Below are 24,261 nucleotides of genomic sequence, written 5' to 3'. Positions count from 1 at the left end.
CTACACTCGGGCAATCGTTTTACCTGAGGTAGATTTCCCGGTGCCAGCCTTCCTGCGTTGCCTAGCCCTGTTGCTGTTCTTCTTCATTGCCCCGGCCCACGCCGCGGGCTTACCCAGCCTGCTGGGCTCGAGCGCCCCCGCCCAGCCCGAAGCCACCGAGCCACTGGGCAAATCGTTGGACGAGGTGATCAAGAACCTTGAAAACGACCAACAACGCGCCAAGCTGCTCGCGGACCTGAAGAAACTGCGCGACGCCACCAAGCAGTCACAACCTAGCGTGGAACAGGGTGTTCTTGGCCTGATCGGCAGCGCCCTTGGTGACTTCGAAAAACAGTTCAGCGGCGACTCCAGCCCCTTCCATCGCTGGTCACAGGAAATCGAGCAAGCCCAGGCCGAGCTGGTCGAGCTGATCGTACCGGTGCATCAGTGGCCGGCCATTCTGTTCGGCTTTGCTGCCGTGATCGCGGTCTGGAGCCTGCTGGCCTATGCCTTCAACTGGGTCGGCCACCGCGTGCGGGTGCGGTTCGGCCTCACCGAAGAGCTGCCGCAACACCCACGTACCTGGGACCTGGTGCGCTTCGCTTTGCGCAAGCTGGGACCCTGGCTGGTAGCCCTTATCTTCACGGTATACCTAAGCTTCGCCCTGCCGCCGTCGCTGGGTAAGTCGCTGGCCATGGTGCTGGCCTATGCCTTGGTCGTGGGCACCTGCTTCTCGGCCATCTGCGTGATCGCCTTCTCGCTGCTCGACGGGCCCCATCGGCACCGCGCACTGCACATCCTGCGCCACCAGGCGTTTCGCCCGCTGTGGCTGATCGGCAGTTTCGCCGCCTTTGGCGAAGCCATGAGTGACCCACGCATGCTGGTCGCCCTGGGTACCCACCTGGCCCACGCTTTGGCAACCTTGGCCAACGTGATCGCAGCGCTGTCCTCGGGCCTGTTCATCCTGCGCTTTCGCAGGCCGATCGCTCACCTGATCCGCAACCAGCCGCTGAACCGGCGCCTGACCCGGCGTACCCTGAGCGACACCATCGAGATTCTCGGCAGCTTCTGGTTCGTGCCGGCTCTGATCCTGGTAGCCGTGTCGCTGTTCGCTACCTTCATCTCCGCAGGCGACACCAGCACGGCCTTGCGCCAGTCGCTGATGTGTACCGTACTGGTAGTGGTGTGCATGGTGCTCAACGGCCTGGTGCGTCGCCACGCGGCGAACCCCAAACGTGCCACCAAGCGCCAGGCGGTCTATGCCGAGCGCCTGCGCAATTTCGGCTACCTGCTGGTGCACTTGTTCATCTGGCTGATATTCATCGAGTTGGGGCTGCGCGTGTGGGGCCTGTCGATGATCGGTTTCGCCCAAGGCGACGGGCATGACGTAAGCGTGCGCCTGATGGGCCTGGCCGGCACTCTGATCGTCGCCTGGCTGGTGTGGATTCTCGCCGACACCGCCGTGCACCACGCCTTGGTGCGTTCGCGACGGGGCATGGCCAACGCCCGCGCGCAGACCATGATGCCGCTGATCCGCAACGTGATGTTCGTGGTGATCTTCATCATCGCGCTGATCGTCGCCCTGGCCAACATGGGCATGAACGTCACCCCGCTGCTGGCCGGTGCCGGTGTCATCGGCCTGGCCATCGGTTTTGGCGCGCAGTCGCTGGTGGCCGACCTGATTACCGGGTTGTTCATCATCATCGAAGACTCGCTGGCGATCGACGACTACGTCGATGTGGGTGGCCACTTGGGCACGGTGGAGGGCCTGACCATCCGCACCGTGCGCCTGCGTGACATCGACGGCATCGTGCATACCATTCCGTTCAGCGAGATCAAGAGCATCAAGAACTACTCCCGCGAGTTTGGCTATGCGATCTTCCGCGTGGCCATTCCCCACAGCATGAACATCGACCAGGCGATCACACTGATCCGTGAAGTTGGGCAGAAGCTGCGCAACGATCCACTGATGCGTCGCAATATCTGGTCGCCGCTGGAATTGCAGGGGGTGGAGAGTTTCGAGTCAGGCTCGGCAATCTTGCGGGCACGTTTCAAGACCGCGCCGATCAAGCAGTGGGAAGTGTCGCGGGCCTTCAACCTGGCGCTCAAGCGCCAGCTCGATGAGGCCGGGCTGGATCTGGCTACCCCACGCCTGTCGGTGCAAGTCGTCACCGCAGGTGGCGGTGGCATGGCCGAAACCGGCGACCGCAGCTAGCGCCTCAACCGGCCTGGGCACGAATGCAGATCGCATCGTGCCGCCAATACTCCAGGTCACAGTCGATCAAGCGCCCATGCTGGTCGCTGTTGACCCGGGTGATGTGCAAGCCTGGGCTCCCCGCCGACACCCTCAATGCTCCGGCTGCGGCCACCGGCAGCGCAGTCGGCAGGATTTCGAAACACACCTGCCCATAGCGGATGCCGTAGACGCGCTCGTAGAGCTCGGTCAGCGAGTGCGCCAGTTCGTGCTCGAGTATGTCAGGGAAATAATTCGGGTTGAGGTAGTGCTCGGCATACAACACCGCCCGCCCATCAATGCGCCGCAAGCGGCAGATGCGCACCACGCTCGATAACGCTGGCAACTGCAACCTTGCGCAGATCGCCGCAGACGCAGGTTGAAGGCGCGCCGAGAGCAACTCGGTACTCGCTACCCGCCCCTGGCTGCGCACCATCGCGTGAAAATGGCTACGCTCGATCAGGTCGTAGGTCAGCCGTTGCGCAGCGACGAACCAGCCGCGCCGCTCCTCCCGATAGATCAAGCCCAGCGCTTCGAGCTGCACCAACGCCTCGCGCAGGGTAATGCGGGTGGTGGCGAACACCTCACTGAGCTTGCGTTCGGCAGGTAGCTTCCCGCCCGGTGCCAACAGGCCGTGCTCGATCTGCTCCTGCAAGGCATGGCAGATAGCTGTTACCGCCCGTGGTGGCGTCGATTGCATCAAAAGGTTACCTATCTGGACTAGTCCAGCCCCATAACGGGGCCTTTGGAGAATAGTGCAAGCCTAGGCAGGGCTGATGAACATCCCATGACAAAGGCTGTGTCCAGCCATTGCCAGAAACGCGCCAAGCCAGCAAAACCGCGGGCGGTGCTTGGTCTACGCTGTAGCTTCAGGGCGGGCGACGGCCCCGCCCTACATCAAACTGTCACGCAAACGGCCTACCTTGGCTCAAGCTTTGCTGACCTAGACCAACGGTCGGCATTAACCGCTTCACTCATAACAACGATCGCTTTAGGCACCCACCCAAGGAGCTTCGGATGAAAAAGTTGTTCATGGCGTCACTGCTTGGCTCGGCCATTACCCTGTGCACCTCGGCGATGGCCGCCGGCCCCGACCTCAAAGCCCTGGAAGATGCAGCCCGCAAGGAAGGCACAATCAACAGCGTGGGCATGCCCGATGCCTGGGCCAACTGGAAAGGCACCTGGGATGATCTGGCCAGCCAATACGGCCTCAAACACAGCGATACCGACATGAGTTCGGCACAGGAAATCGCCAAGTTCGAAGCCGAGAAAGACAACGCCAGTGCCGACATTGGCGATGTGGGTGCCGCCTTCGGCCCGATCGCCGCCGCCAAGGGCGTCACTGCGCCGTACAAGCCCAGTACCTGGGACCAGGTACCGGTGTGGGCCAAGGATCAGGACGGCCACTGGGCGCTGGCCTATACCGGCACCATCGCCTTCATCATCAACAAGGACCTTGTGAAGGAAGGCGATCGCCCGACCAGCTGGCACGACCTGGAAAAAGGCAAATACAAGGTCGCCATCGGTGACGTCAGCACGGCTGCGCAAGCTGCCAATGGCGTGCTGGCGGCGGCCATCGCCTACAAGGGTGACGAGAAGAACATCGAGCCGGGTCTGCAGTTGTTCACCAAGCTGGCCCAACAAAAGCGACTGTCGTTGGCCAACCCGACCATCCAGACCATCGAGAAAGGCGAGGTCGAAGTGGGCGTGGTTTGGGACTTCAACGGCCTGAGCTACCGAGAGCAGATCGACCCCAAGCGCTTCGAGGTGCTGATCCCCTCCGATGGCTCGGTGATCTCCGGCTACACCACCATCATCAACAAGTACGCCAAACACCCCAATGCCGCCAAGCTCGCGCGTGAGTACATTTTCAGCGATGCCGGGCAGATCAACCTGGCCAAGGGGCACGCCAGGCCGATCCGTGCCGAGCACCTGAAGCTGCCAGAGGACGTGCAGGCCAAGCTGCTGCCTAACGAGCAATACAAGGCCGCCCAACCGATCAAGGATGCCGCTGCATGGGAAACGACTTCCAAGGCGCTGCCGCAGAAATGGCAGGAGCAAGTGATCATCGAGATGGAGTGAGGCGCCGGCTTCTCTAGTGCCTGACCCGCCCCTTTCGCGGTGGTTCATCGAGTGCCGAACCACCGCGCAAAGCCTGATTGGAGTAAGCATGCAACACAACGTCATTCTGGTCCTGCTCGACGGCCTCAACTATCAGGTGGCCCACCATGCCATGGGCCACCTGCACGCCTACGTCGAGGCCGATCGCGCTGCGCTGTACCGCGTGGAATGCGAGCTGCCGTCGCTGTCCCGGCCGCTGTACGAGTGCATCCTCACGGGCGTGGCCCCCATCGACAGCGGCATCGTGCATAACAACGTCAACCGCCTGTCCAACCAGCGCAGCGTGTTCCACTATGCCCGTGAAGCCAACCTGGGCACCGCGGCGGCGGCCTATCACTGGGTGAGCGAGTTGTACAACCGCTCCCCTTTCGATCCACAGCGCGATCGACACACCCATGCGCCAAAGCTGCCGATCCAGCATGGGCTGTTTTACTGGGACGACCGCTACCCGGATTCGCACCTGCTGGCCGATGCCGAGTATTTGCGTCGCCGGCATGCGCCCAATTTTCTCCTGGTGCACCCTATGAGCATCGACGATGTCGGCCACCACCACGGCCTGGACAGCAGCCAGTACCGTAACGCCGCGCGCAGCGCGGACATCCTGCTGGCCGACTATTTGCCCGGCTGGCTGGAGGAGGGTTATCAGGTGATGGTCACCGCCGACCACGGCATGAACAATGACCGTTCGCACAACGGCCTGCTGGCTGAGGAACGTGAAGTACCGCTGTTCGTGTTCGGCGATGGCTTCAGCCTTGACCCGGCCGCCAAACCCCTGCAGACCGAGTTGTGCGGCACCATCTGCGAACTGCTGGGTGCGGCCCATGACAAGACCGTCTGCCGGGAGCTGCTCAAGTGAAGGCCGGCAATCGTAGCCGTTATCTGGCGCTGCTGTGTCTGCTGCCGTTCGCAGTGTTCTTCATCATCTTCCAGATCGCACCGCTCGCCTGGGTGGCCATCAACAGCCTGCAATCGCAAGCAGGCTGGGGCACGGAAAACTTCAGCAAGGTGTTCGCCTCGAAATTTTATTTGCAGGCCCTGCAGCGCAGCCTGGAGATCAGCTTCTGGTCCAGCCTGTTCGGCATCGTCATCGCAACCCTTGGCGCCTACTCGCTGCGCCAGGTCGACTCGAAGCTGCGCGACTTCGTCAGTGCCTTCGCCAACATGACCAGCAATTTCGCCGGGGTGCCGCTGGCCTTCGCTTTCATCATCCTGCTCGGTTTCAACGGCGCGCTGACTCTGCTACTGAAACAGGTCGGCCTGCTGGAGGACTTCAGTATCTACTCCAAGAGCGGACTGATCCTGGTGTACACCTACTTCCAGATCCCCCTTGGCGTATTGCTGCTCTACCCCGCCTTCGACGCCTTGCGCGAGGACTGGCGTGAATCGGCGGCGCTGCTGGGGGCCAGCCACTGGCAGTTCTGGCGCCATATCGGCCTGCCGGTGCTGACCCCAGCGCTGCTCGGCACCTTCGTCATCCTGCTGGCCAACGCGCTGGGTGCATACGCCACCGTGTATGCCCTGACCACCGGCAACTTCAATGTGCTGCCAATCCGTATCGCCGGCCTGGTGGCCGGTGACATCAGCCTTGATCCGAACCTGGCCAGTGCCCTGGCGATGGTGCTGGTGGGCCTGATGACAGTGGTGACGGTGGTTCATCAATGGCTGCTCAAGAGGAGCTACCATGCGCGCTGAAAAATCATCTTCCGGGCTCTACCACCGGGTGGTGGTGTACTTGCTGTTCCTGATCTTGCTGCTGCCGCTGGCCGGTACGCTGTTGTATTCGCTGGCAACCAGCTGGTCGGCGAGCCTGTTGCCCAGCGGCCTTACCTTCAAATGGTACGTCGCACTGTGGAGCGAACCGCGCTTTCTGGCTGCATTCGGCCAGTCGCTGCTGGTCTGCGTGGGTGCACTGCTGCTCTCGGTGGTGCTGATCCTGCCGCTGTTGTTCGTGGTGCACTATCACTTCCCGAAGCTCGACGCGCTGATGAACATCCTCATCCTGCTGCCCTTTGCCGTACCGCCAGTGGTGTCGTCGGTAGGCCTGCTGCAGCTTTACGGCAGTGGGCCCATGGCAATGGTTGGCACGCCGTGGATCCTGATCGGCTGCTACTTCACCATCGCCCTGCCATTCATGTACCGAGCCATCACCAACAACCTGCAGGCGATAAACCTGCGCGACCTGATGGATGCCGCTCAGCTACTCGGCGCCAGCACCTGGCAGGCCGCCATACTGGTGGTACTGCCAAACCTGCGCAAAGGCCTGATGGTCGCCCTGCTGCTGTCGTTTTCATTCCTGTTCGGCGAGTTCGTGTTTGCCAACCTGTTGGTCGGCACTCGCTACGAAACCTTGCAGGTGTACCTGAACAACATGCGCAACAGCAGCGGGCACTTCAACAGCGCATTGGTGATCTCGTACTTCGCTTTCGTGCTGGTGCTGACCTGGGTCGCCAACCGCCTGAACAAGGACAAAACCTGACATGAGCTTCGTCAGCGTACAGAAATTGCAAAAAAGCTACGCCGGCAGCCCGGTGTTCGAGAACATCGACTGCCAGATCCAGCGGGGCGAGTTCGTCACCCTGCTGGGCCCCTCCGGTTGCGGCAAGTCCACCCTGCTGCGCTGCATCGCCGGGCTGACCCCGGTGGACGCTGGGCAGATCCTGCTGGACGGTGTCGATATCGTGCCCTTGAGCCCGCAAAAGCGCGGCATTGGCATGGTTTTCCAGAGCTATGCGCTGTTCCCCAACATGACCGTGGAACAGAACGTCGCGTTCGGCCTGCGCATGCAGAAGGTCAAGGCCGATGAAAGCCAGCAGCGGGTGCGCGAAGCCCTGGAACTGGTAGAGTTGGGCAGCTTCGCCGGGCGCTACCCGCATCAGCTGTCAGGCGGCCAGTGCCAGCGCGTGGCCCTGGCCCGTTCGCTGGTCACTCGCCCACGTCTGCTGCTGCTCGATGAGCCGTTGTCCGCGCTCGATGCACGCATCCGTAAACACCTGCGCGAGCAGATCCGGGCGATCCAGCGCGAGCTTGGCCTGACGACCATTTTCGTCACCCATGATCAGGAAGAAGCGCTGACCATGTCTGACCGGATCTTCCTCATGAACCAGGGCCGCATCGTCCAGAGCGGCGATGCCGAAACACTCTATACAGCGCCAGCGGACCTGTTCGCCGCAGGCTTTATCGGCAACTACAACCTGCTTGAGGCCGACAGCGCCAGCCGCCTGCTGCAGCGCACGGTGACCAGTCGCCTGGCGATCCGCCCGGAGTCGATCACCCTGGGTGCCCACGGTGAACTGGACGCCCAGGTGCGCAGTCACAGCTTGCTGGGCAACGTCATCCGCTATCGCGTAGAGGTGCGTGGGGTGGAACTGGTGGTCGATGTGCTCAACCGTTCGCCTGAAGACCTGCATGCCGATGGCCAGCGGGTGTCCCTGTCGATCGACCCCACGGCGCTGCGTGAAGTGGCCTAAGGAGACTCAACACCATGGCACTGGCAATTTTCGATCTGGACGAAACCCTGATCAATGGCGACTGTGCGTCGCTGTGGAGCGAGCAGATGGCCCGACTGGGCTGGGTTGACGGCAAGACCTTCCTGCGCCGCGACCATGAGCTGATGCAGGCTTACGGCAAAGGTCACCTGCAGATGGAAGACTATATGGCGTTCAGCCTGGAGCCCATCGCCGGGCGCACGCTGGAGGAAGTGGAGCACCTGGTTGAGCCGTGGGTCGAGGAGGTGATCGAACCGATCATCTACAGCGATGCGTGCCGTTGCATCGCCGAGCACCGCCAGCGCGGCGACCGGATTCTGATCATCTCGGCTTCTGGCACACACCTGGTCGGGCCGATCGCGGCGCGGCTAGGGGTGGATGAGTACTTGGCGATCGAGCTGGAGGCGGTGAACGGTGTATTCACCGGCAGGACCCATGGCGTGCTGACCTACCGCGAAGGCAAGATCACCCGGTTGCTGGAGTGGCTGGACCAGGAGCAGGAAAACCTGGAGGGCGCGAGTTTCTATTCCGACTCGCGCAACGACCTGCCGTTGTTACTGAAGGTCGATCATCCATATGCGGTGAACCCGGATGCGGTCTTGCGCGAGCACGCCCAGATAAATGGCTGGCCGATCTTGAACTGGAGCTGAAGCATTCAAAGGGCCGGCCCGGCCTGCTCGCGGGCGAACCCGCTGCCACCGGGCCAAGGCCTGTGATTTCGGTGACGGCGGGTTCACCCCGAAAGCATCAAGCCCGCTCAAGAAAGGCTTGGGTCAATGACCATTACCAGCTTGCCGGAGACCTGATTGCTTTCGAGCTCTGCATACGCCGCCTGGGCAAACTCCACCGGGTAGGTATCGACCAGTTGCGGCGACAGGCGCCCTTCGCTGAACAGCGGCCATACCTGCTGTTGCAGTTCGCGCAGCAACTCGGCCTTGAAGCCATCGTCGCGGTTGCGCAAGGTAGAGCCGGTGATTTCCAGGCGCTTGCCGAGCACCTGAGCCAGGTCCAGCTCGAACGTGCGCCCGCCCATCAGGCCGATGATCACCCAGCGGCCATCCCGGCCCAACAGCTTCAGGTTCAGCTCGCCGTAGCTCGCACCGACCGGGTCGAGAATCACGTCGAACGGGCCTATGCCCTCGAGCGCGTCGAGGTTTTCGTTACGCACCACGCCACCGGCGGCGCCCAGCGCCTCGCAGTAGTTCAGGCGATCCTTGGAGCCGACGCTGACCCACACCGGGCTACCAAAAGCCTTGCACAGCTGGATCGCTGCAGAGCCCACACCACTGGCACCGGCATGCACCAGCACTTTCTCCCCTGCCTTCACCTTGCCCAGCTGGAAAATGTTCAACCACGCCGTGGCATACACCTCCGGCAGCGCCGCCGCTTCGTGCAGGCTCAGGCCTTCGGGCACCGGCAGCACATGGCGGGCATCGACCACCACCTCTTCGGCCATGGCACCGCTGGCCAGCAGTGCGCAGACGCGGTCGCCCACCCGCCAGTCGGAGCCGGCACCCACCTCCTCGATCACCCCGGCGCACTCCAAGCCCATGTAAGGGCTGGCGCCTGGCGGTGGCGGATAAAGACCCTTCATTTGCAGCAGGTCGGCCCGGTTCAGACCGGCAGCAGCCACGCGAATGCGTACTTGGCCCGCGTCACAGGCTGGGCGCTGCGCTTCGACCCAGTCCACATGTCCTTCAACGCCTTGCAATGCCTTCACAGTGCCTCCATAGTTGAATCACAGACTGAGCCTGAGGAGCCCGCTCCTCAGGCTTTTTTGCAGTATTTGACCGGTTCCCATGGAACCGGCGAACGGAAAAGACGGCCTACTATGCGTGATCAATTGCCTCCACGTCGAATCAGCATGAAGCATTTCCTTCCAAGCACCGCCCTGGCCATGATGATCGGCCTGGGTAGCCTCACGCTCGGCGGCAATGCGGCGGCCGCCAATAAATGGGACAGCCTGCAGCCGGATCGTGACGAAATCGTCGCCAGCTTGAACGTGGTGGAGTTGCTAAAACGCCACCACTACAGCAAACCACCGCTCGATGACGCCCGTTCGGTGATCATCTACGACAGTTACATCAAGCTGCTCGACCCGGCTCGCAGCTACTTCACCGCAGCCGACATTGCCGAATTCGACAAGTGGAAGACGCAATTCGACGATTTCCTCAAAAGCGGCAATCTCGAGCCCGGTTTCACCATTTACAAGCGCTACCTCGACCGGGTCAAGCAGCGCCTGGACTTCGCCCTGGCCGAGCTGGCCAAGGGCGTCGACAAGATGGACTTCACCACCCACGAGACCTTGCTGATCGACCGTAAGGATGCACCGTGGGAGAAGGACCAAGCCGCGCTCGACGAGCTGTGGCGCAAACGCGTAAAGGATGAGGTACTACGCCAGAAAATCGCCGGCAAAGAGCCCAAGCAGATCCAGGAGACCCTCACCAAGCGCTACAAGAACCAGCTCGCACGTCTGGACCAGACACGCGCCGAGGATATCTTCCAGGCCTATATCAATACCTTCGCGCAGTCCTACGACCCGCACACCAATTACCTGTCGCCAGACAATGCCGAGAACTTCGACATCAACATGAGCTTGTCGCTCGAAGGCATCGGCGCAGTGCTGCAAAGCGACAACGACCAGGTCAAGATCGTCCGCCTGGTGCCTGCCGGCCCGGCCGCCAAGACCAAGCAGGTAGCGCCAGCCGACAAGATCATCGGTGTGGCCCAAGGCAACAAGGAAATGGTCGACGTGGTCGGCTGGCGCCTGGACGAAGTGGTCAAGCTGATCCGTGGCCCTAAAGGCTCGGTGGTCCGCCTGGAGGTAATCCCGGCCAGCAATGCGCCAAGCGACCAGACCAGCAAGATCGTCTCGATCACCCGTGAGGCGGTCAAGCTTGAAGAACAGGCGGCGAAGAAGTCGGTGCTCAAACTCAAGCAGGACGGGCGCGATTACAAGCTGGGCATCATCGAAATTCCGGCCTTCTACCTGGACTTCAAGGCTTACCGCGCCGGCGACCCTGAATACAAGAGCACCACGCGTGATGTGAAGAAACTGCTCACCGAACTGCAGAAGGAAAAGGTCGACGGGGTTGTCATCGATCTGCGTAACAATGGCGGCGGCTCTTTGCAGGAGGCCACCGAACTGACCAGCCTGTTCATCGAGAAAGGCCCGACCGTGCTGGTACGCAACAGCGATGGGCGTGTCGATGTACTGGAAGACGAAAACCCAGGCGCCTTCTACAAAGGCCCGCTGGCGCTGCTGGTCAACCGCTTGTCTGCCTCGGCTTCGGAAATCTTCGCCGGCGCCATGCAGGACTATCACCGTGCGCTGATCATCGGTGGCCAGACCTTCGGCAAAGGCACGGTCCAGACCATTCAGCCGCTCAATCATGGCGAGCTGAAACTGACCCTGGCCAAGTTCTATCGGGTTTCCGGGCAGAGCACCCAGCACCAGGGCGTGCTGCCGGACATCGATTACCCGTCGATCATCGACACCAAGGAAATCGGCGAAAGCGCTCTGCCAGAAGCCATGCCATGGGACACCATCCGCCCGGTGGTCAAGCCGACGTCCGACCCGTTCAAGCCGTTCCTGGCTGACCTGAAGGCCAAGCATGATGCACGCAGCGCCAAGGATGCCGAGTTCACTTACATCCGCGACCGCCTGGCGCTGACCCAGAAGCTGATGGACGAGAAGACCGTAAGCCTCAACGAGCAGGAACGCCGTGCCCGCCACGATGAAGTCGAAGCCAAGCAATTGGCCATGGAAAACATCCGCCGCAAGGCCAAAGGCGAAGAACCACTCAAGGAACTGAAGAAAGTCGACGAAGATGCTCTGCCGGAAGAAGACGACAAAACCAAGCCGGAGGATGACGCCTACCTGGCTGAGACCGGCCGCATTCTGATCGACTACCTCAGCGAGAGCACGAAGATGGCGAAAAAGTGACTCGACCGATGATGGCAGATTAGTACGACCTGTCATCAAACAGTCATGCCACTGTCGTGAAATAGAGGGGCCGGGTGTGCAAATGCCCGGCCCTTTCATTTTCAGGATATCGTCATGACCATCGCCGAACAGCTCAGTGCCTTGAGCGCCATTCTGGCTCAGCGCAGCATCCACAGCTTGTTCCAGCCGATCGTTTGCCTGCGTGAGCGGCGCGTCCATGGCCATGAAGCCTTGAGCCGCGGCCCTTCCAACAGCCCACTGCATTCCCCCCTAACCCTGTTCGCGACCGCCCGCCAGGCCGGGCGTTTGACTGAGCTGGAAGCCGTCTGCCGAGAAAGCGCCTGTCGCGGGTTCAGCGCACAACACCTTGAGGGCAAGCTGTTTCTCAACATCTCGCCTGAATCGCTGCTGGAGCCTCACTACCCTTCCGGGCGCACCCTTAAGCTGCTCGAGCAAATGGGTATTGCGCCAAGCCGGGTGGTGATCGAATTGACCGAGCAGACTCCGACCGACGATATCCGGCTACTGTCCAATGCGTTGCACCACTACCGCGACATGGGTTTTTCCATCGCCCTGGACGACCTCGGCGCGGGCTATTCCAGCCTGCGCCTGTGGTCCGAGCTGCGTCCGGAGTATGTGAAGATCGACCGCCACTTCATTGACGGCATCCACCACGACCCACTCAAGCGCGAGTTCGTCGGCTCCATTTTGCAGATAGCTCGGGCAGCGAACACACAGGTGATAGCTGAGGGTATCGAATTACCAGAAGAACTCGCGGTGTTGACCGACATGGGGATCAACCTGGTACAGGGGCATTTGCTGGGGCGGCCGCAAGCACTGGGTGTGCGGGCAGATCAGCGGCTCTTGGCGCAGGTGCTGCCCGCCGCGCTGATGCAACAGCCGACAGTCCGGCTCAATGCTACGCTTGGCCAGATCATGGAGTTGTTTGGTCGCCATGAAGAGCTGACCACTCTGCAGATACAGGCGCCTGACGGCACGCACTGTGGCGTGATTCATCGAGATGCATTGTCAGTGCTGGCCTTGGAGTGCCCACCGCCCATGGCCGGGAATGCTCAGGCATGCGCAGGGTAGCTGTACTCGAATACCCTGACTACCTCCGAAGCATGCCAGGACGCCGCTTCCATCCCATCGACCGGCCCCGAGAAACGCCCCAGGCGCTCGACACATTCGAAAAAACCGGTGCGCGGCAAACGGCTGGCACCTTGGCTGATCACCAGCGAGCTGCGCAGCGGCTGCTCGGCTCTGGCATCGATCACCGCCAGGTATTCCAGTGCGGCAGTCAGCGTCTGCATCGCCGGGCTGGGCAGTTGCAGGCGCTCGATCAATGCGCGATAGGTGAGCAAGTGACGTTGACGGCGGGCCATATCAAGCTCGTCCAGCAGGTTTTGCCAGTGCTCTCGGCTGATCCTGACCTGGCTCATGAGGGCTCGCTCCAGCCGGCCACCCCCAAGTGCCAGGCCAAAGCGCGGCGGATCGCAGCGTCCGGTTGGCGCTCGCCCGATTCGATCATGGCAAGGTAAGCCGGGCTGACCCCGACATTGCGCGCTAGCTGCTCAGGTGCAATCCCCTTCGCCTGACGCAGCTGCGCCACTTCACTGAATGCTGGCAGGTTGGCTGGCTGGGAACTTTGCGGCGGCGATTCGTCGGTTACCTGCGCAGGTGCCTGCCCAGCCGCCTCGAGCAGTGCCTGATACTGCTCCCAGGGAACGACCGCGTACTCGGGCTGACCGTCCCGGCTGATGACCTGAATACCCATGACAACCCCCTTTGTTAGGACTACCGCATGTAATCCGTAGGCATAATGCTTATGCCAATTATATTAGCAAGCGTGGCAGTCTGTGAGGGCTTGCACGTATTCAGTGCGTTTTGCGCTCTAAGCGCAGCGCTTCGGGAGTATCTGGAAGGCGCTCGACCACCCGCAGGCGCTCGGGTGCCTGGCTGTCACGCCAGGCCTTGAAACGCGCCAATTCATCCGCCACGGTCTTGAGCACCCAGCCAAGCACGGCAATGTCATCAAGAAAGCCTACGCCAAGAATCCAGTCAGGGATGGCGTCGATTGGGCTAACGAAGTACAGCAAGCCGGCGACGATGGTTACCAACGCCTTGGGGCTGATAGCGCGGTACTCACCACGCCACCAGGCTAGGCATAACGACTGCAACAGCTTGACGTCGCCGCGCAACTGGCCGATGCGCGGGCCTTTGCGTGCCACGGCGAACAACAAGGCTGGCAGCCGACCGCGGCTGAGCAAGCGCTCGGCCAAAGGCAGAAAACGGGCGAAATTCCAAGGTGCGCTCATAAGGCCTCCAGCACGGGGAGGTTATCCACATTTATTGTGGATAACCTTGTGAACAGGGTGAAGTTTGTGACGGCGCGCGCCCACAAGGCAAGGGCCGCGGTCAGATCGGGCGTTTTTTACACAGTCGTTTCAGACTCGCAAACGATTTGCGTCAGAAGCTTCCGGCTTCTTCACACTGCACTTGCTCGGACAATGCTCACCTCGTGAGGTTCGCAGAATCCTGACTCACAAACGACAACGCCCCGTCAGGACGGGGCGTTGTGCAGGTGAGCGCGGCTTATTGCTTGGCGGGGGCTTCAGCTGGAGCTTCAGCCTCTGGCGCTTCGCCACCCTGCAACTGGGCTGGGTCTTTGATGGCGATCAGTTCCAGATCGAATACCAGCACCGAGTTGGCCGGGATCAGCGGGCTCGGGCTCTGCGCACCGTATGCCAGCTCAGCCGGAATGAACAGCTTGTACTTCTCGCCAACGTGCATGAGCTGCAGGCCTTCGACCCAGCCTGGGATGACGCCGCTGACAGGCAGGTCGATCGGGCTGCCGCGCTCGACGGAGCTGTCGAACACCTTGCCGTCGATCAGCTTGCCTTCGTAGTGAACGGTGACCACGTCGGTGGGCTTGGGCTGAGGGCCGTCGGCCTTTTTCACGACTTCGTACTGCAGGCCCGAAGCGGTCGTGACCACACCTGGCTTCTTGGCGTTTTCTTCGAGGAATTTCTTGCCGGCGCTGGCAGCTTCTTCGCTAGCCTTGGCCAAGCGTTCTTCGGCGCGCTTTTGCAGCGCGGTGAAGGCCTCTACCAGCTCTTCGTCCTTGATACGTTGCTCTTTCTTGCTGACAGCGTCATCGATGCCCAGAGCGACCGCTTTGGAATCAAGATCTTCCATGCCTTCCTGAGCCAGGCTCTTGCCCATGTTCAGGCCTATACCGTAGGAAGCTTTCTGTGCCGGGGTCTTGAGCTCCGGGGTGCTGGCTTGTTTATCACAGCCAGCCAGTACCAGGCCTACCAGGGCAACCGCAGCCGCCAGACGATGCTGTTTCATGCTATTTCCTTGTTCATGCGCCATAAGGGCAATCAGGGTAAAGCCGCGAGCTTAGCAGCGGCCATCACCAATGGCTACCGGCATAGGAGCGGGTTTTCGTAAGGAAGTTCAGTACTTAAAGCCTTATTCATCAAAGCCAATGAGCCATTGGCCAGTATTGATGCTTCAGGAGGCTTTTGCCGGATTTTTGTGGCTGTTTGTTTCTTCAACCAACCGTCACGGATATTGGCCTTGGCGATACTGTTCAGCCAGCTCTCGCAGTACCTCGCAAACCCATTGCCCAGGCAGACTCAATGGCAATGCAGCGTTGCGGCAGATCCCCACCGAACCACCCGGCTCACGCACGCCCAGGTCGAGCTCGGCCAACTCACCCCGGCGCAGATCCAGCAGTACCGCATCCCGCGGGGCAACCCACAGTGCATCGCTCCCCAGCAGATAACGCCGGCTCAGCGCCAGCGACAAGGTCTCAAGGCGCTGGGTGGGCATTTGAATACCACACTGCACGAACAGGCTGTCGGCGTGCTTACGGATGGTGGTACCTGGGGGTGGCAGCACCAGTGCGAACTGACCAACGCGCTGGCGCTCCACGGGCGTACTTGCCAGCAATGGATGGCCAGGACGCACCACCAGAGCCATGGACTCGCTGTACAGGTGCTCGAATGACAGCCCTTGAATCTGCGGGCTTTCGGTCATGCGCCCGACCACCAGTTCCAGCTCACCGACGTGCAGTTGGCTGAGCAACTGCGCGCTGACCCCGGTCACTACGCTGATCACCAACGCTTGGTGACGTTGATGCAAACGGCACAGCACCTCTGGCATCAACAGCCCCTCGACGGTCGACAGCACGCCGATGCGCACCTGCGAAGGCGCCAGCGCCTCACCGCGCAGGCTGCTGACACCATCGCGCAGCGCCTGCACGCTGGGGCCGGCGTAACGCATGAAGCGGGTACCGGCCAAGGTCAGTTCGACCCCCTGACGGCTGCGCTCGAACAAGCGCGCCTGGAGCAGATCTTCGAGTTCCTTGAGCGTCTTGGATATCGCGGGTTGGCTGATGGCCAGAATATCGGCTGCCCTGGCCAGGCTGCCTTGTCGAGCAATCTCCAGAAAACACAAGAGGTGGCGATACTTGATGCGGCTGTCGAGGTTCATGCCAGCAAGCTTAACGCATCGCAGCCTGTGGCGTATCCGGGTCACGTTGCTGGCGGCGAAACTGCCCAGGCGGTAGCCCGTGGATCTGGCGAAAGCGCCGGGAGAAGTAGGCTTCGTCGGCGAAGCCACACAGCCGCGCTACCTCGCCCACAGGGCGGCTGCCATTGAGCAGGAAGTTGCGCGCGGTGTGCATGCGCCGCTCCAGCACCAGTTCGCTGAAGCTTTTGCCGATTTCCTTGCGCAGCCAATGGGTCAGGTAGGTTGGCGACAGGTAGGTGGCCGCAGCAACTTTCTGCAGGTTGAGGTCCGGGTCATCGATATGTCGGCGCAGATACTCGCTCATACGGCCTAGAGCGGCGCGACGGCTCAGTTGTGCCGCATTACTGTCGGCCAGTTCTCGCAACGGCTCGGCGTACAGGCTGCAGACCTGGCCGATCAACTGCAGCAGCAGGCCCTTGAGGACTTCGCGGCTACCGAAACGGCGGTTGGCATCGAGCTCGCGCATGCGCTCAAGCATCTGCCGCACTTCGCTGAAGTTGCTGTCATCCAGGCAAAAGTCCAGATGCTCCTGAAAGCGAAACGGTGAAAGCTCCGGCGCCTGCAGGATCGATACTTCTTCAAGGTCCATCGGGTCGCAGGCCAGGTGCGGCAGCAAGAACGTCTGGGAAAAGTTGATCACCACGAAATCGCTGTCGGCCGGGTGCGGAATCACATGCACCCGATGGGGCAGGATGAAGGCCAGGGTGTTGCGCTTGAACGGGCGCTGCACGCTGCCGATGTGCTGCACGGTGTCAGCGCCGAAGTTGATCTGGATCTGAAAGTACTCGTGACGATGCGGCGCAGTTTCGGCAGGCCGGCCGCGCTGGTCGCGGATGTAGAAATCCATCAACTCACTGCGCTGCTGCATGAAGTAGGTCGGAACCTCGCGCTTGGGGGGCATGGGTCATCTCCGGTTAGCAGAGCGATAGTTGTACGATGTCTAAGCTTTGCCATTAAACATCTTCTGCAAAAACCTGTGCAACAGCAAAATCACAGGGCCCTTGTAATACGGGGCTTCTAGCGAAAATCGCAGGCCAAACCCTCACTAGGTTTTTTTTGGACGCCGCAGCCTCACCTCGCTGGATGTGGAAAAAACGGTCTAAAACCCGCATTGCATTCACTTCGTTGTACGATCACCCTGAATAAGGGACTGCAGCCCACCTCTACCAACAACAACAAACGAGGTCGACTCATGTCGAGCACGCCTACCCCCCGCGCCGCGTCTTCGTACACGCTGGACGCGGCCCCTGCCCAGCGCCTGCCTACCCGCCGCCGCTGGTTCATGCTGTCGCTGCTGCTGGTGGCGACCATCATCAACTACGTCGACCGGGTGAACATCTCCATCGCAGCGCCGTTCATGGCCAAGGACCTGGGCCTGGACAAGGTCGAGATGGGCTTGATCTTTTCGGCTTTCGCCTGGACCTACGCCCTGGCCCTGGTGCCGGCCGGCTTCATTGCCGACCGATTCGGCTCGCGCCTGACCTATGGGGTATCACTGATCAGCTGGTCGGCAGTCACCGTGGCCCAGGGGCTGGCCAGTGGCTTTGCCTCGCTGTTCGGCCTGCGCCTGGCGGTCGGTGCCATGGAGGCCCCGGCCTTCCCGGCCAACAGCCGTGCGGTAACGGTGTGGTTTCCCGCCCGCGAACGCGGCATGGCCAGCAGCATCTACGTGTGTGGCCAGTACCTGGGCACCGCCCTGTTCACCGGCGCGCTGCTCTGGCTGGCCACCACTTATGACTGGCGCCATGTGTTCTACAGCACAGGCCTGGTCGGCATTGTGTTTGGCCTTGTGTGGTTGTGGCTGTACCGCGATCCGCTGAACTGCAAGAAGGTCAGCAAGGAAGAGCTCGCCTATATCGAAGGTGGCGGCGGGTTGGTGAAAAGCAGCCAGGAGCGAACCCGCTTCGACTGGCGCCAGGTCGCCGAGCTGTTTCGCTATCGCCAGGTCTGGGCCATTTGCCTTGGCAAGTTCGCCAGCACATCGGCGCTGTACTTTTTCCTCACTTGGTTCCCCACTTACCTGATCGAGGAGCGCCATCTGACCCTGATCAAGGTGGGCATCTTCGCGGTCATGCCGTTCATTGGCGCAACCGCCGGCATTCTGCTGGCAGGCATCGTGTCGGACCTGCTGATCCGCAAGGGCTATTCGTTGTCGTTCGCTCGCAAGTTACCGCTGGTGATCGGCTCGATGCTGGGTATGTCGATCGTGCTAGTGAACTTCACCGACTCCAACGTGCTGTGTATTGCCATCCTTACCCTCGCGTTCTTCGCTCAGGGTATCGCCTCGTCATCCTGGGCAGCGGTATCAGAAGTGGCGCCCAAGCAGTTGATCGGCCTGACCGGTGGGATCACCAGCCTGGCAGCCAACATTGGCGGGATCGTCACGCCGATCATGATTGGCATGATCGTGCATGCCAGTGGCTCGTTCGCCATGGCGTTCTGGTTCATTGGTGGGGTGGCACTGATGGGCACCCTGTCTTATTCGCTGCTGCTTGGAAAGCTCTACCGCATCGAGCTCAAGTCGGCGGCATGAGCCCCGATTAGTCCAAGCCGCCCCCGCTTTCGTCCAACTTTGCCGGCCAGCCTCTGCCTTACGCTGGCCACTCCATTACGGAGGACTCACCCATGACCTACCTGTTCGACCCGCCGGCCATCGTCAGCCTGCCGATCCGCGGCAGCGCTGCGCACTTCCCGGTCGGCCGGGTGTTCTGCCTGGGGCGCAATTACCCTTGGCCGGACGCCTACGGCCCAGCCCCCTTGGAGCCGGTGTTCTTCATGAAACCGGCAAGCAACGTGGTCCTGGCTCAGGGCGAGCTGCCGTTCCCGCCGCAGACCGAAGAGTTCTGCCACGAGATCGAGCTGGTCGCTGCTATCGCCACAGGGGGTGTCGATATTGAACCGGAGCATGCCCTGCGCCACGTGTTCGGGTTTGCAGTCGGGCTGGACCTGACACGCCGCGACCACCAGCGTAAAGCCAAAGCCCAGGGCCTGCCTTGGGAAAGCGCGAAAGTGTTCGAAGCCTCGGCACCGATGAGCGCCATCGTGCCAGCCAGCGAATGCGCCTGGCCGCTGGATGCCGACCTGTGGTTACAGGTCAACGGGCAGCCGCGCCAACGTGCCCACCTGAGCCAACAGACCTGGGCCCTGGCCGAGGTCATCAGCCGCTTGTCCCGCCAGCTGCCCCTGCGCCCAGGCGACCTGATCATGACCGGCAGCCCCCCGGGGGTAGCGACACTCAACCCCGGCGACACCCTGCATGCCGGTATCGACGGCATTGGCGAACTTAGCCTGCGCGTCGGCCCCCGCCCGGCCCGGCAAACGGTCAACGCAGCCTGACACGATGGAAGCCAACATGACACAACACAAGAAAATCGCGCTGGTGACCGGCGCCGGCAGCGGTATCGGCCGCGCGGTCGCCCTTGCCTTGCTACAGGACGGCTTCAGTCTGGTCCTGGCCGGACGCCGCGCAGAACCGTTGCAGGCACTGGCGGAACAAGCGCGGGCAGCGGGGGGCGAAGCTTTGGCGGTGCCCACCGATGTACGGGATGAACACAGTGTGGCCGAGCTGTTCGCGACCATCGAGCAGGTGCATGGCCGCCTCGATGTCATCTTCAACAATGCGGGCGTCAATGCCCCGGCCGTGCCGATAGACGAACTGGCACTTGAGAACTGGCGCAACGTTATCGCTACCAACGTCGATGGTGTCTTTCTATGCGCCCGTGCAGCCTTCGGCCTGATGCGCCGGCAGCAGCCACAAGGTGGGCGGATCATCAACAACGGCTCGATTTCGGCGCACACCCCAAGGCCGTTCACCGCCCCCTACACCGCCAGCAAACATGCAGTGCTGGGCTTGACCAAGGCCCTGGCGCTGGATGGCCGGGCCTACAGCATCGCCTGCAGCCAAGTGGACATCGGCAACGCCCTGACCGAGCTGTCCGAACGCATGACCCGTGGCGTACGCCAGGCCAACGGCCAGATCGCCGCCGAGCCAATGCTCGACGTACGCCATGTGGCAGACGCTGTGCGCTATATCGCTGCGCTGCCGCTGGAGGCCAACGTACTGAACATGACGGTGATGGCCAGCAATATGCCATTTGTTGGCCGCGGCTGAACCCCTTTCCCTGATGGAGTGACCGATGAAACCTGAAGTCCTGCAACTGAGCCCGATCCTCATCCCGCACATTCGCGAGCGCCTGGAGCAGCTATTCACCTTGCGCCGTTACTACGAACAGGCCGACAAGGACGCCTTCGTCAGCCAGCATGCCGAGCAGATCCGCGGTGTGATCACCGGTGGGCATACCGGTATCAGCCAGGCCCTGATGGCGCGGCTGCCTAACCTGGAGGTGGTCGCGATCAATGGTGTTGGCACCGATGCCGTTGACCTGGCCTACGCCCGCGACCGCGGTATCCAGGTCACTGCCACCATCGGCGCCCTCACCGAAGATGTCGCCGACCTTGCCATTGGCCTGCTGATCAGCCTGTGCCGGGGTATCTGCACGGGCGACCGCTTCGTCCGCGCAGGCCACTGGGCTACCAGTACCACGCCCTTGGCACCGCTGCCGCTGGCCCGCCAGGTATCGGGCATGCGTGTTGGCATTGTAGGCATGGGGCGGGTCGGGCGCGCGGTGGCTCAACGTGCGGCAGCGTTTGGTTGCCCGATTCGCTACACCGACCTACAGGCACAGCAAGTACCTTATGAATTCGAGGCTGATCTGCAACGGCTTGCGCAAGACAGTGATGCGTTGATCCTGGCGGCGGCGGCCGACAAGGGTGAAGCGCTGATCAATCGCCAAGTGCTGCAAGCGCTGGGTTCGCAGGGCTATCTGATCAACATCGCGCGCGGCAAGCTGGTGGACGAGCCGGCGTTGATCGCCGCGCTGGAGGCTGGCCAGATCGCGGGCGCGGCATTGGATGTGTTCGATGACGAACCACGGGCGCCAGAAGCCTTGTTCGGACGCGAAGATGTGGTGCTGCAGCCCCATCGCGCCAGCGCAACCCTACAGACTCGCACACGCATGGGCGAAATGGTCGTGTCCAGCTTGGTAGAGGTATTCGCCGGGCGCAAACCTCAAGGGTTGGTCGTCTAGCCAATGTAGCGGCTACCCGCGCAGGCGGGTTAATCGTCGAGCAACCCCGGTAGCGCACTCCAGCCATCGGTGTGGCGAGCGATGAAGGCTTCTTCGCGGTTAAACCCACCCACCGGTAATGCGCAGCCTGCAAACCGGTAGCGAGCCCGAGGCAGCGGGTTCACACGCGAAGAGGCCAGCACAGCCAGCACGCCAGGTGCTGGCAAGCGGGTTGTCCATGGCGCTATGCTGGACTGCACCCCAATACGAGCCTCTGCCTGTGTCCAAGGTAATCCTCAAGACCCCCGCACAACTAGCGCTGATGCGTAACGCAGGGCATCTACTGGCCCAGGTGTTCGTCGAACTCGACCGTTTCGTGCGCCCCGGGGTGACGACCCTGCAGATCAATGACCATGCCGAGGCGTTCATCGTCGACACCCTCAAAGCCCGCCCGGCCAGCAAGGGCCAATATGGCTTCCCCTACTCGCTCAACACTTCGGTGGACCACGTGGTCTGCCACGGCATTCCCAAAGCCCATGAGGTGCTCGAAGAGGGCTCGATCGTCAACGTGGATATCACCCTGGAGCAGGGTGGCTACATTGCCGATTCGTCGAAGATGTACGCCATCGGGGCGATCAGCGATGACGCCAGGCGTTTGGTCGATACCACCTACGAGGCCCTGTGGAAAGGCATCGAGCAAGTACGCCCAGGGGCGACGCTGGGTGATATCGGCCATGCCATTGAAGTGCACGCGCAAACCGCAGGCTACAGCGTGGTGCGCGAATACTGCGGCCATGGCATCGGCCAGCAGATGCACGAAGCTCCTGAAATCCTGCACTTCGGCCAACGCGGCATGGGTATGAAGTTGCAACCGGGGATGGTATTCACCATAGAGCCGATGATCAACCAAGGCGGGCGCGGTACGCGAACGCTCAAGGATGGCTGGACAGTGATCACCCGCGACCACAGCCTTTCGGCGCAGTGGGAGCATACCGTGGCGGTGACCGCAGAGGGCGTGGAAGTACTGACGTTACGCCCCGAAGAACGTCGCGGCTGAACGCCAGAAACAAAAAAACGACCCTAAGGTCGTTTGTTTGTGGCTTCCGGGTGTTCAGTGGGCCCTGGAAGCGGAATATGGCGCAGCGGACGGGACTCGAACCCGCGACCCCCGGCGTGACAGGCCGGTATTCTAACCGACTGAACTACCGCTGCGCTAATCATCGAAACGAGTGGTGGGTGATGACGGGATCGAACCGCCGACCCTCTGCTTGTAAGGCAGATGCTCTCCCGGCTGAGCTAATCACCCATTCGTCTCGGTGAGGCGCGCATTCTACGGACGAAGCAGACGGCTGACAAGCCATTTATGAGATTTTTCGCAAAAAATATCACTGCCAAATCGCAGGCACAAAAAAAGCGACCCTAAGGTCGCTTTCTTCGTTACTTCCGGGTGTTCAGTGGGCCCTGGAAGTGGAATATGGCGCAGCGGACGGGACTCGAACCCGCGACCCCCGGCGTGACAGGCCGGTATTCTAACCGACTGAACTACCGCTGCGCTATACATCGAGTGGTGGGTGATGACGGGATCGAACCGCCGACCCTCTGCTTGTAAGGCAGATGCTCTCCCGGCTGAGCTAATCACCCTTCGTCTCGGTGTGGCGCGCATTCTACGGACGGGCCGCTACCCTGGCAAGCACTTTCTTGATCTTTTTATAAAAAAAATCTCAAATCTTTCAAAGACCTAGCGCAGCCGAGGGTTTTGCATACCCATGACTTTCTAATGGCCCTCTGACAGGGCTGGCCTCAGAGCACCGCTCGGAGAATAATGCCCGCCTTATGCATTAAGGAGAGATTGCCCCTCATGTGGTTCAAGAACCTGCTGTCCTACCGCCTGACCCAGGAAGTACCGTTCGAGGCACAAGCGCTGGAAGACGCGCTGGCCAGCAAGCCGGCCCGCCCCTGCGCCAGCCAGGAGCTGACCACCTATGGCTTCATCGCGCCGTTCGGCAAAGGTGAAGACGCTCCCCTGGTGCACGTCAGCGGCGAGTTTCTGCTGATTGCCGCGCGCAAGGAAGAACGTATTCTGCCAAGCAGCGTGGTCAACGATGCGGTGAAAGAGAAGGTCGAAGAAATCGAGACCGAGCAGATGCGCAAGGTCTACAAGAAAGAACGCGACCAGATCAAGGACGAGATCATCCAGGCATTCCTGCCACGCGCGTTCATCCGCCGCTCGATGATCTTCGCCGCCATCGCCCCGCGCCTTGGGATGATTCTGGTCAACTCGGCCAGCGCCAAGCGTGCCGAAGACTTGCTGTCGACGCTGCGCGAAGTGATGGGTTCGTTGCCGGTACGTCCGGCCACCGTGAAAATCGCACCCACCGCGACCATGACCGACTGGGTCAAATCGCAACAGGCCGCCGAAGGCTTCTATGTCCTGGATGAATGCGAACTGCGTGATACCGCCGAAGACGGCGGCATCGTACGTTGCAAGCGCCAGGACCTGACCGGCGAGGAAATTCAGCTGCACCTGAGCACCGGCAAGATGGTCACCCAACTGGCGCTGGCCTGGCAGGACAAGCTGTCGTTCGTGCTTGACGACAAGATGGTGATCAAGCGCCTGAAGTTCGAGGAGCTGCTGCAGGAGCAGGCCGAACAGGACGGTGGTGATGAGGCCGCCCAGCAGTTCGATGCCAGCTTCCAGCTGATGATGATGACCTTCGCCGAGTTCCTGCCAGCCTTGTTCGAAGTGCTGGGTGGTGAAGAGATCCCTCAAGGGGTCTGATGTGAGTTGAAGTAGCACCGCAGGCCTCTATCTGAACGGTAGCCAGCAGTGGCCCATAGGCGGTTAAACCCGCTGTCACCCAGTGGCAGCGGGTTTAACCGCAAGTGGCC

At 61.4% G+C, this 24,261-nt stretch carries 24 protein-coding genes and 4 tRNA genes; 15 read left to right on the top strand and 13 right to left on the bottom strand.

The genetic code is table 11. The annotated features are described in order from the left end of the window. Positions 1-40 precede the first annotated feature (40 nt). Entirely contained in the window at positions 41-2,194 is a 2,154-nt protein-coding gene (locus tag J5M56_RS18705; protein ID WP_207937523.1) for a mechanosensitive ion channel family protein, read from the top strand. A 4-nt stretch (positions 2,195-2,198) separates the two neighbouring features. On the opposite strand, the gene J5M56_RS18700 is transcribed toward J5M56_RS18705, so the two are convergent. Then, positions 2,199-2,912: a UTRA domain-containing protein gene (locus J5M56_RS18700; protein ID WP_186476542.1), complete on the bottom strand. Its 714-nt coding sequence runs from the start codon at positions 2,910-2,912 to the stop codon at positions 2,199-2,201. 317 nt (positions 2,913-3,229) lie between these two features. Here J5M56_RS18700 and J5M56_RS18695 point away from each other — a divergent pair, with 317 nt between their 5' ends. The 6 genes from J5M56_RS18695 (at position 3,230) to J5M56_RS18670 (ending at position 8,468) form a co-directional block, all read left to right on the top strand. Next, entirely contained in the window at positions 3,230-4,294 is a 1,065-nt protein-coding gene (locus J5M56_RS18695; protein ID WP_060478807.1) for an ABC transporter substrate-binding protein, read from the top strand. Between the two features lie 88 nt (positions 4,295-4,382). Next, complete coding sequence (locus J5M56_RS18690; RefSeq protein WP_186476540.1) at positions 4,383-5,189, top strand: alkaline phosphatase family protein; 807 nt, start codon at positions 4,383-4,385, stop codon at positions 5,187-5,189. Then, a complete protein-coding gene (locus tag J5M56_RS18685) occupies positions 5,186-6,025 on the top strand; it encodes an ABC transporter permease subunit (RefSeq protein ID WP_186476539.1) in 840 nt (279 codons plus the stop codon). The genes J5M56_RS18690 and J5M56_RS18685 overlap by 4 nt, the downstream gene beginning before the upstream one ends. Further along, a complete protein-coding gene (locus J5M56_RS18680) occupies positions 6,015-6,809 on the top strand; it encodes an ABC transporter permease (RefSeq protein WP_207937522.1) in 795 nt (264 codons plus the stop codon). The genes J5M56_RS18685 and J5M56_RS18680 overlap by 11 nt, the downstream gene beginning before the upstream one ends. A 1-nt stretch (position 6,810) precedes the next feature. Next, positions 6,811-7,800 (top strand): ABC transporter ATP-binding protein, encoded by a 990-nt coding sequence (locus J5M56_RS18675; protein WP_207937521.1) that lies wholly within the window; start codon positions 6,811-6,813, stop codon positions 7,798-7,800. A gap of 14 nt (positions 7,801-7,814) precedes the next feature. Then, the gene (locus J5M56_RS18670; protein WP_207937520.1) at positions 7,815-8,468 is read left to right on the top strand and encodes an HAD family hydrolase; all 654 of its coding nucleotides are present in this window, start codon (positions 7,815-7,817) and stop codon (positions 8,466-8,468) included. A 107-nt stretch (positions 8,469-8,575) separates the two neighbouring features. On the opposite strand, the gene J5M56_RS18665 is transcribed toward J5M56_RS18670, so the two are convergent. After that, positions 8,576-9,538 carry an NAD(P)H-quinone oxidoreductase gene (locus J5M56_RS18665; protein WP_207937519.1) on the bottom strand — a complete coding sequence of 321 codons (963 nt, stop codon included), beginning with the start codon at positions 9,536-9,538 and terminating at the stop codon, positions 8,576-8,578. 144 nt (positions 9,539-9,682) lie between these two features. On the opposite strand from J5M56_RS18665, the gene J5M56_RS18660 reads away from it, so the two are divergent. Continuing rightward, a complete protein-coding gene (locus J5M56_RS18660; RefSeq protein WP_186476535.1) occupies positions 9,683-11,764 on the top strand; it encodes a carboxy terminal-processing peptidase in 2,082 nt (693 codons plus the stop codon). 114 nt (positions 11,765-11,878) lie between these two features. Continuing rightward, complete coding sequence (locus tag J5M56_RS18655; protein WP_207937518.1) at positions 11,879-12,856, top strand: EAL domain-containing protein; 978 nt, start codon at positions 11,879-11,881, stop codon at positions 12,854-12,856. Here the strand turns inward: J5M56_RS18655 and J5M56_RS18650 are convergent. The 6 genes from J5M56_RS18650 to J5M56_RS18625 form a co-directional block, all read right to left on the bottom strand. Continuing rightward, a complete protein-coding gene (locus J5M56_RS18650) occupies positions 12,838-13,206 on the bottom strand; it encodes a hypothetical protein (protein ID WP_060478798.1) in 369 nt (122 codons plus the stop codon). The two genes, J5M56_RS18655 and J5M56_RS18650, sit on opposite strands and share 19 nt — an antisense overlap. Beyond that, positions 13,203-13,541 (bottom strand): helix-turn-helix transcriptional regulator, encoded by a 339-nt coding sequence (locus tag J5M56_RS18645; RefSeq protein ID WP_060478797.1) that lies wholly within the window; start codon positions 13,539-13,541, stop codon positions 13,203-13,205. The genes J5M56_RS18650 and J5M56_RS18645 overlap by 4 nt, the downstream gene beginning before the upstream one ends. Positions 13,542-13,641: 100 nt before the next feature. Further along, entirely contained in the window at positions 13,642-14,082 is a 441-nt protein-coding gene (locus J5M56_RS18640; protein ID WP_060478796.1) for a YkvA family protein, read from the bottom strand. A 277-nt stretch (positions 14,083-14,359) separates the two neighbouring features. Continuing rightward, positions 14,360-15,118 carry an FKBP-type peptidyl-prolyl cis-trans isomerase gene (locus J5M56_RS18635; protein WP_060478795.1) on the bottom strand — a complete coding sequence of 253 codons (759 nt, stop codon included), beginning with the start codon at positions 15,116-15,118 and terminating at the stop codon, positions 14,360-14,362. A gap of 216 nt (positions 15,119-15,334) precedes the next feature. Continuing rightward, on the bottom strand, positions 15,335-16,267 hold the full coding sequence (gene pcaQ / locus J5M56_RS18630) for a pca operon transcription factor PcaQ (RefSeq protein WP_186476533.1): 933 nt from the start codon (positions 16,265-16,267) through the stop codon (positions 15,335-15,337). A gap of 10 nt (positions 16,268-16,277) precedes the next feature. Continuing rightward, positions 16,278-17,207 carry an AraC family transcriptional regulator gene (locus tag J5M56_RS18625; protein WP_060478793.1) on the bottom strand — a complete coding sequence of 310 codons (930 nt, stop codon included), beginning with the start codon at positions 17,205-17,207 and terminating at the stop codon, positions 16,278-16,280. Positions 17,208-17,498: 291 nt separating this feature from the next. Here J5M56_RS18625 and J5M56_RS18620 point away from each other — a divergent pair, with 291 nt between their 5' ends. From J5M56_RS18620 to J5M56_RS18605, 4 genes are all read left to right on the top strand, one after another. Continuing rightward, positions 17,499-18,839, top strand: a complete 1,341-nt coding sequence (locus J5M56_RS18620; protein WP_186476532.1) for an MFS transporter — start codon at positions 17,499-17,501, stop codon at positions 18,837-18,839. A 92-nt stretch (positions 18,840-18,931) separates the two neighbouring features. Beyond that, positions 18,932-19,642 carry a fumarylacetoacetate hydrolase family protein gene (locus J5M56_RS18615; RefSeq protein ID WP_207937517.1) on the top strand — a complete coding sequence of 237 codons (711 nt, stop codon included), beginning with the start codon at positions 18,932-18,934 and terminating at the stop codon, positions 19,640-19,642. Positions 19,643-19,658: 16 nt separating this feature from the next. Beyond that, complete coding sequence (locus tag J5M56_RS18610; RefSeq protein WP_186476530.1) at positions 19,659-20,417, top strand: SDR family oxidoreductase; 759 nt, start codon at positions 19,659-19,661, stop codon at positions 20,415-20,417. A 25-nt stretch (positions 20,418-20,442) separates the two neighbouring features. After that, a complete protein-coding gene (locus J5M56_RS18605) occupies positions 20,443-21,393 on the top strand; it encodes a 2-hydroxyacid dehydrogenase (protein WP_207937516.1) in 951 nt (316 codons plus the stop codon). A gap of 29 nt (positions 21,394-21,422) precedes the next feature. Here the strand turns inward: J5M56_RS18605 and J5M56_RS18600 are convergent, their stop codons facing one another. Beyond that, on the bottom strand, positions 21,423-21,599 hold the full coding sequence (locus J5M56_RS18600; protein WP_186476528.1) for a hypothetical protein: 177 nt from the start codon (positions 21,597-21,599) through the stop codon (positions 21,423-21,425). Positions 21,600-21,652: 53 nt separating this feature from the next. Here J5M56_RS18600 and map point away from each other — a divergent pair, with 53 nt between their 5' ends. Further along, positions 21,653-22,429, top strand: coding sequence for a type I methionyl aminopeptidase (map, locus tag J5M56_RS18595; RefSeq protein ID WP_186476527.1), 777 nt, complete (start codon positions 21,653-21,655; stop codon positions 22,427-22,429). A gap of 78 nt (positions 22,430-22,507) precedes the next feature. Here map and J5M56_RS18590 read toward each other — a convergent pair. From J5M56_RS18590 to J5M56_RS18575, 4 genes are all read right to left on the bottom strand, one after another. Beyond that, positions 22,508-22,584, bottom strand: a tRNA-Asp gene (locus J5M56_RS18590). An 18-nt stretch (positions 22,585-22,602) separates the two neighbouring features. Then, positions 22,603-22,678 (bottom strand) — tRNA-Val (locus J5M56_RS18585). Between the two features lie 169 nt (positions 22,679-22,847). Further along, a tRNA-Asp gene (locus J5M56_RS18580) sits at positions 22,848-22,924 on the bottom strand. Between the two features lie 13 nt (positions 22,925-22,937). After that, positions 22,938-23,013: transfer RNA gene (locus J5M56_RS18575), tRNA-Val, on the bottom strand. 217 nt (positions 23,014-23,230) lie between these two features. On the opposite strand from J5M56_RS18575, the gene rdgC reads away from it, so the two are divergent. Beyond that, positions 23,231-24,151, top strand: coding sequence for a recombination-associated protein RdgC (gene rdgC / locus J5M56_RS18570; protein WP_060478788.1), 921 nt, complete (start codon positions 23,231-23,233; stop codon positions 24,149-24,151). The last annotated feature ends 110 nt before the right edge of the window (positions 24,152-24,261 follow it).

This window comes from Pseudomonas sp. 51_B, from assembly GCF_017491595.1.
In the GTDB taxonomy this organism is placed as follows: Bacteria; Pseudomonadota; Gammaproteobacteria; order Pseudomonadales; family Pseudomonadaceae; genus Aquipseudomonas; species Aquipseudomonas promysalinigenes.
The sequence above is the reverse complement of the archived record's forward strand: the minus strand, read 5'-3'. Positions and strand labels throughout refer to the sequence as shown.

Coding starts and splice junctions, on each gene's coding strand:
- J5M56_RS18605 (WP_207937516.1), top strand. CDS start 20,443: ATGAAACCTGAAGTCCTGCAACTGAGCCCGATCCTCATCCCGCACATT.
- J5M56_RS18660 (WP_186476535.1), top strand. CDS start 9,683: ATGAAGCATTTCCTTCCAAGCACCGCCCTGGCCATGATGATCGGCCTG.
- J5M56_RS18670 (WP_207937520.1), top strand. CDS start 7,815: ATGGCACTGGCAATTTTCGATCTGGACGAAACCCTGATCAATGGCGAC.
- J5M56_RS18655 (WP_207937518.1), top strand. CDS start 11,879: ATGACCATCGCCGAACAGCTCAGTGCCTTGAGCGCCATTCTGGCTCAG.
- J5M56_RS18615 (WP_207937517.1), top strand. CDS start 18,932: ATGACCTACCTGTTCGACCCGCCGGCCATCGTCAGCCTGCCGATCCGC.
- rdgC (WP_060478788.1), top strand. CDS start 23,231: ATGTGGTTCAAGAACCTGCTGTCCTACCGCCTGACCCAGGAAGTACCG.
- J5M56_RS18650 (WP_060478798.1), bottom strand. CDS start 13,206: ATGAGCCAGGTCAGGATCAGCCGAGAGCACTGGCAAAACCTGCTGGAC.
- J5M56_RS18695 (WP_060478807.1), top strand. CDS start 3,230: ATGAAAAAGTTGTTCATGGCGTCACTGCTTGGCTCGGCCATTACCCTG.
- J5M56_RS18610 (WP_186476530.1), top strand. CDS start 19,659: ATGACACAACACAAGAAAATCGCGCTGGTGACCGGCGCCGGCAGCGGT.
- J5M56_RS18690 (WP_186476540.1), top strand. CDS start 4,383: ATGCAACACAACGTCATTCTGGTCCTGCTCGACGGCCTCAACTATCAG.
- J5M56_RS18625 (WP_060478793.1), bottom strand. CDS start 17,207: ATGCCCCCCAAGCGCGAGGTTCCGACCTACTTCATGCAGCAGCGCAGT.
- pcaQ (WP_186476533.1), bottom strand. CDS start 16,267: ATGAACCTCGACAGCCGCATCAAGTATCGCCACCTCTTGTGTTTTCTG.
- J5M56_RS18700 (WP_186476542.1), bottom strand. CDS start 2,912: ATGCAATCGACGCCACCACGGGCGGTAACAGCTATCTGCCATGCCTTG.
- J5M56_RS18635 (WP_060478795.1), bottom strand. CDS start 15,118: ATGAAACAGCATCGTCTGGCGGCTGCGGTTGCCCTGGTAGGCCTGGTA.
- J5M56_RS18680 (WP_207937522.1), top strand. CDS start 6,015: ATGCGCGCTGAAAAATCATCTTCCGGGCTCTACCACCGGGTGGTGGTG.
- J5M56_RS18620 (WP_186476532.1), top strand. CDS start 17,499: ATGTCGAGCACGCCTACCCCCCGCGCCGCGTCTTCGTACACGCTGGAC.
- J5M56_RS18675 (WP_207937521.1), top strand. CDS start 6,811: ATGAGCTTCGTCAGCGTACAGAAATTGCAAAAAAGCTACGCCGGCAGC.
- J5M56_RS18640 (WP_060478796.1), bottom strand. CDS start 14,082: ATGAGCGCACCTTGGAATTTCGCCCGTTTTCTGCCTTTGGCCGAGCGC.
- J5M56_RS18645 (WP_060478797.1), bottom strand. CDS start 13,541: ATGGGTATTCAGGTCATCAGCCGGGACGGTCAGCCCGAGTACGCGGTC.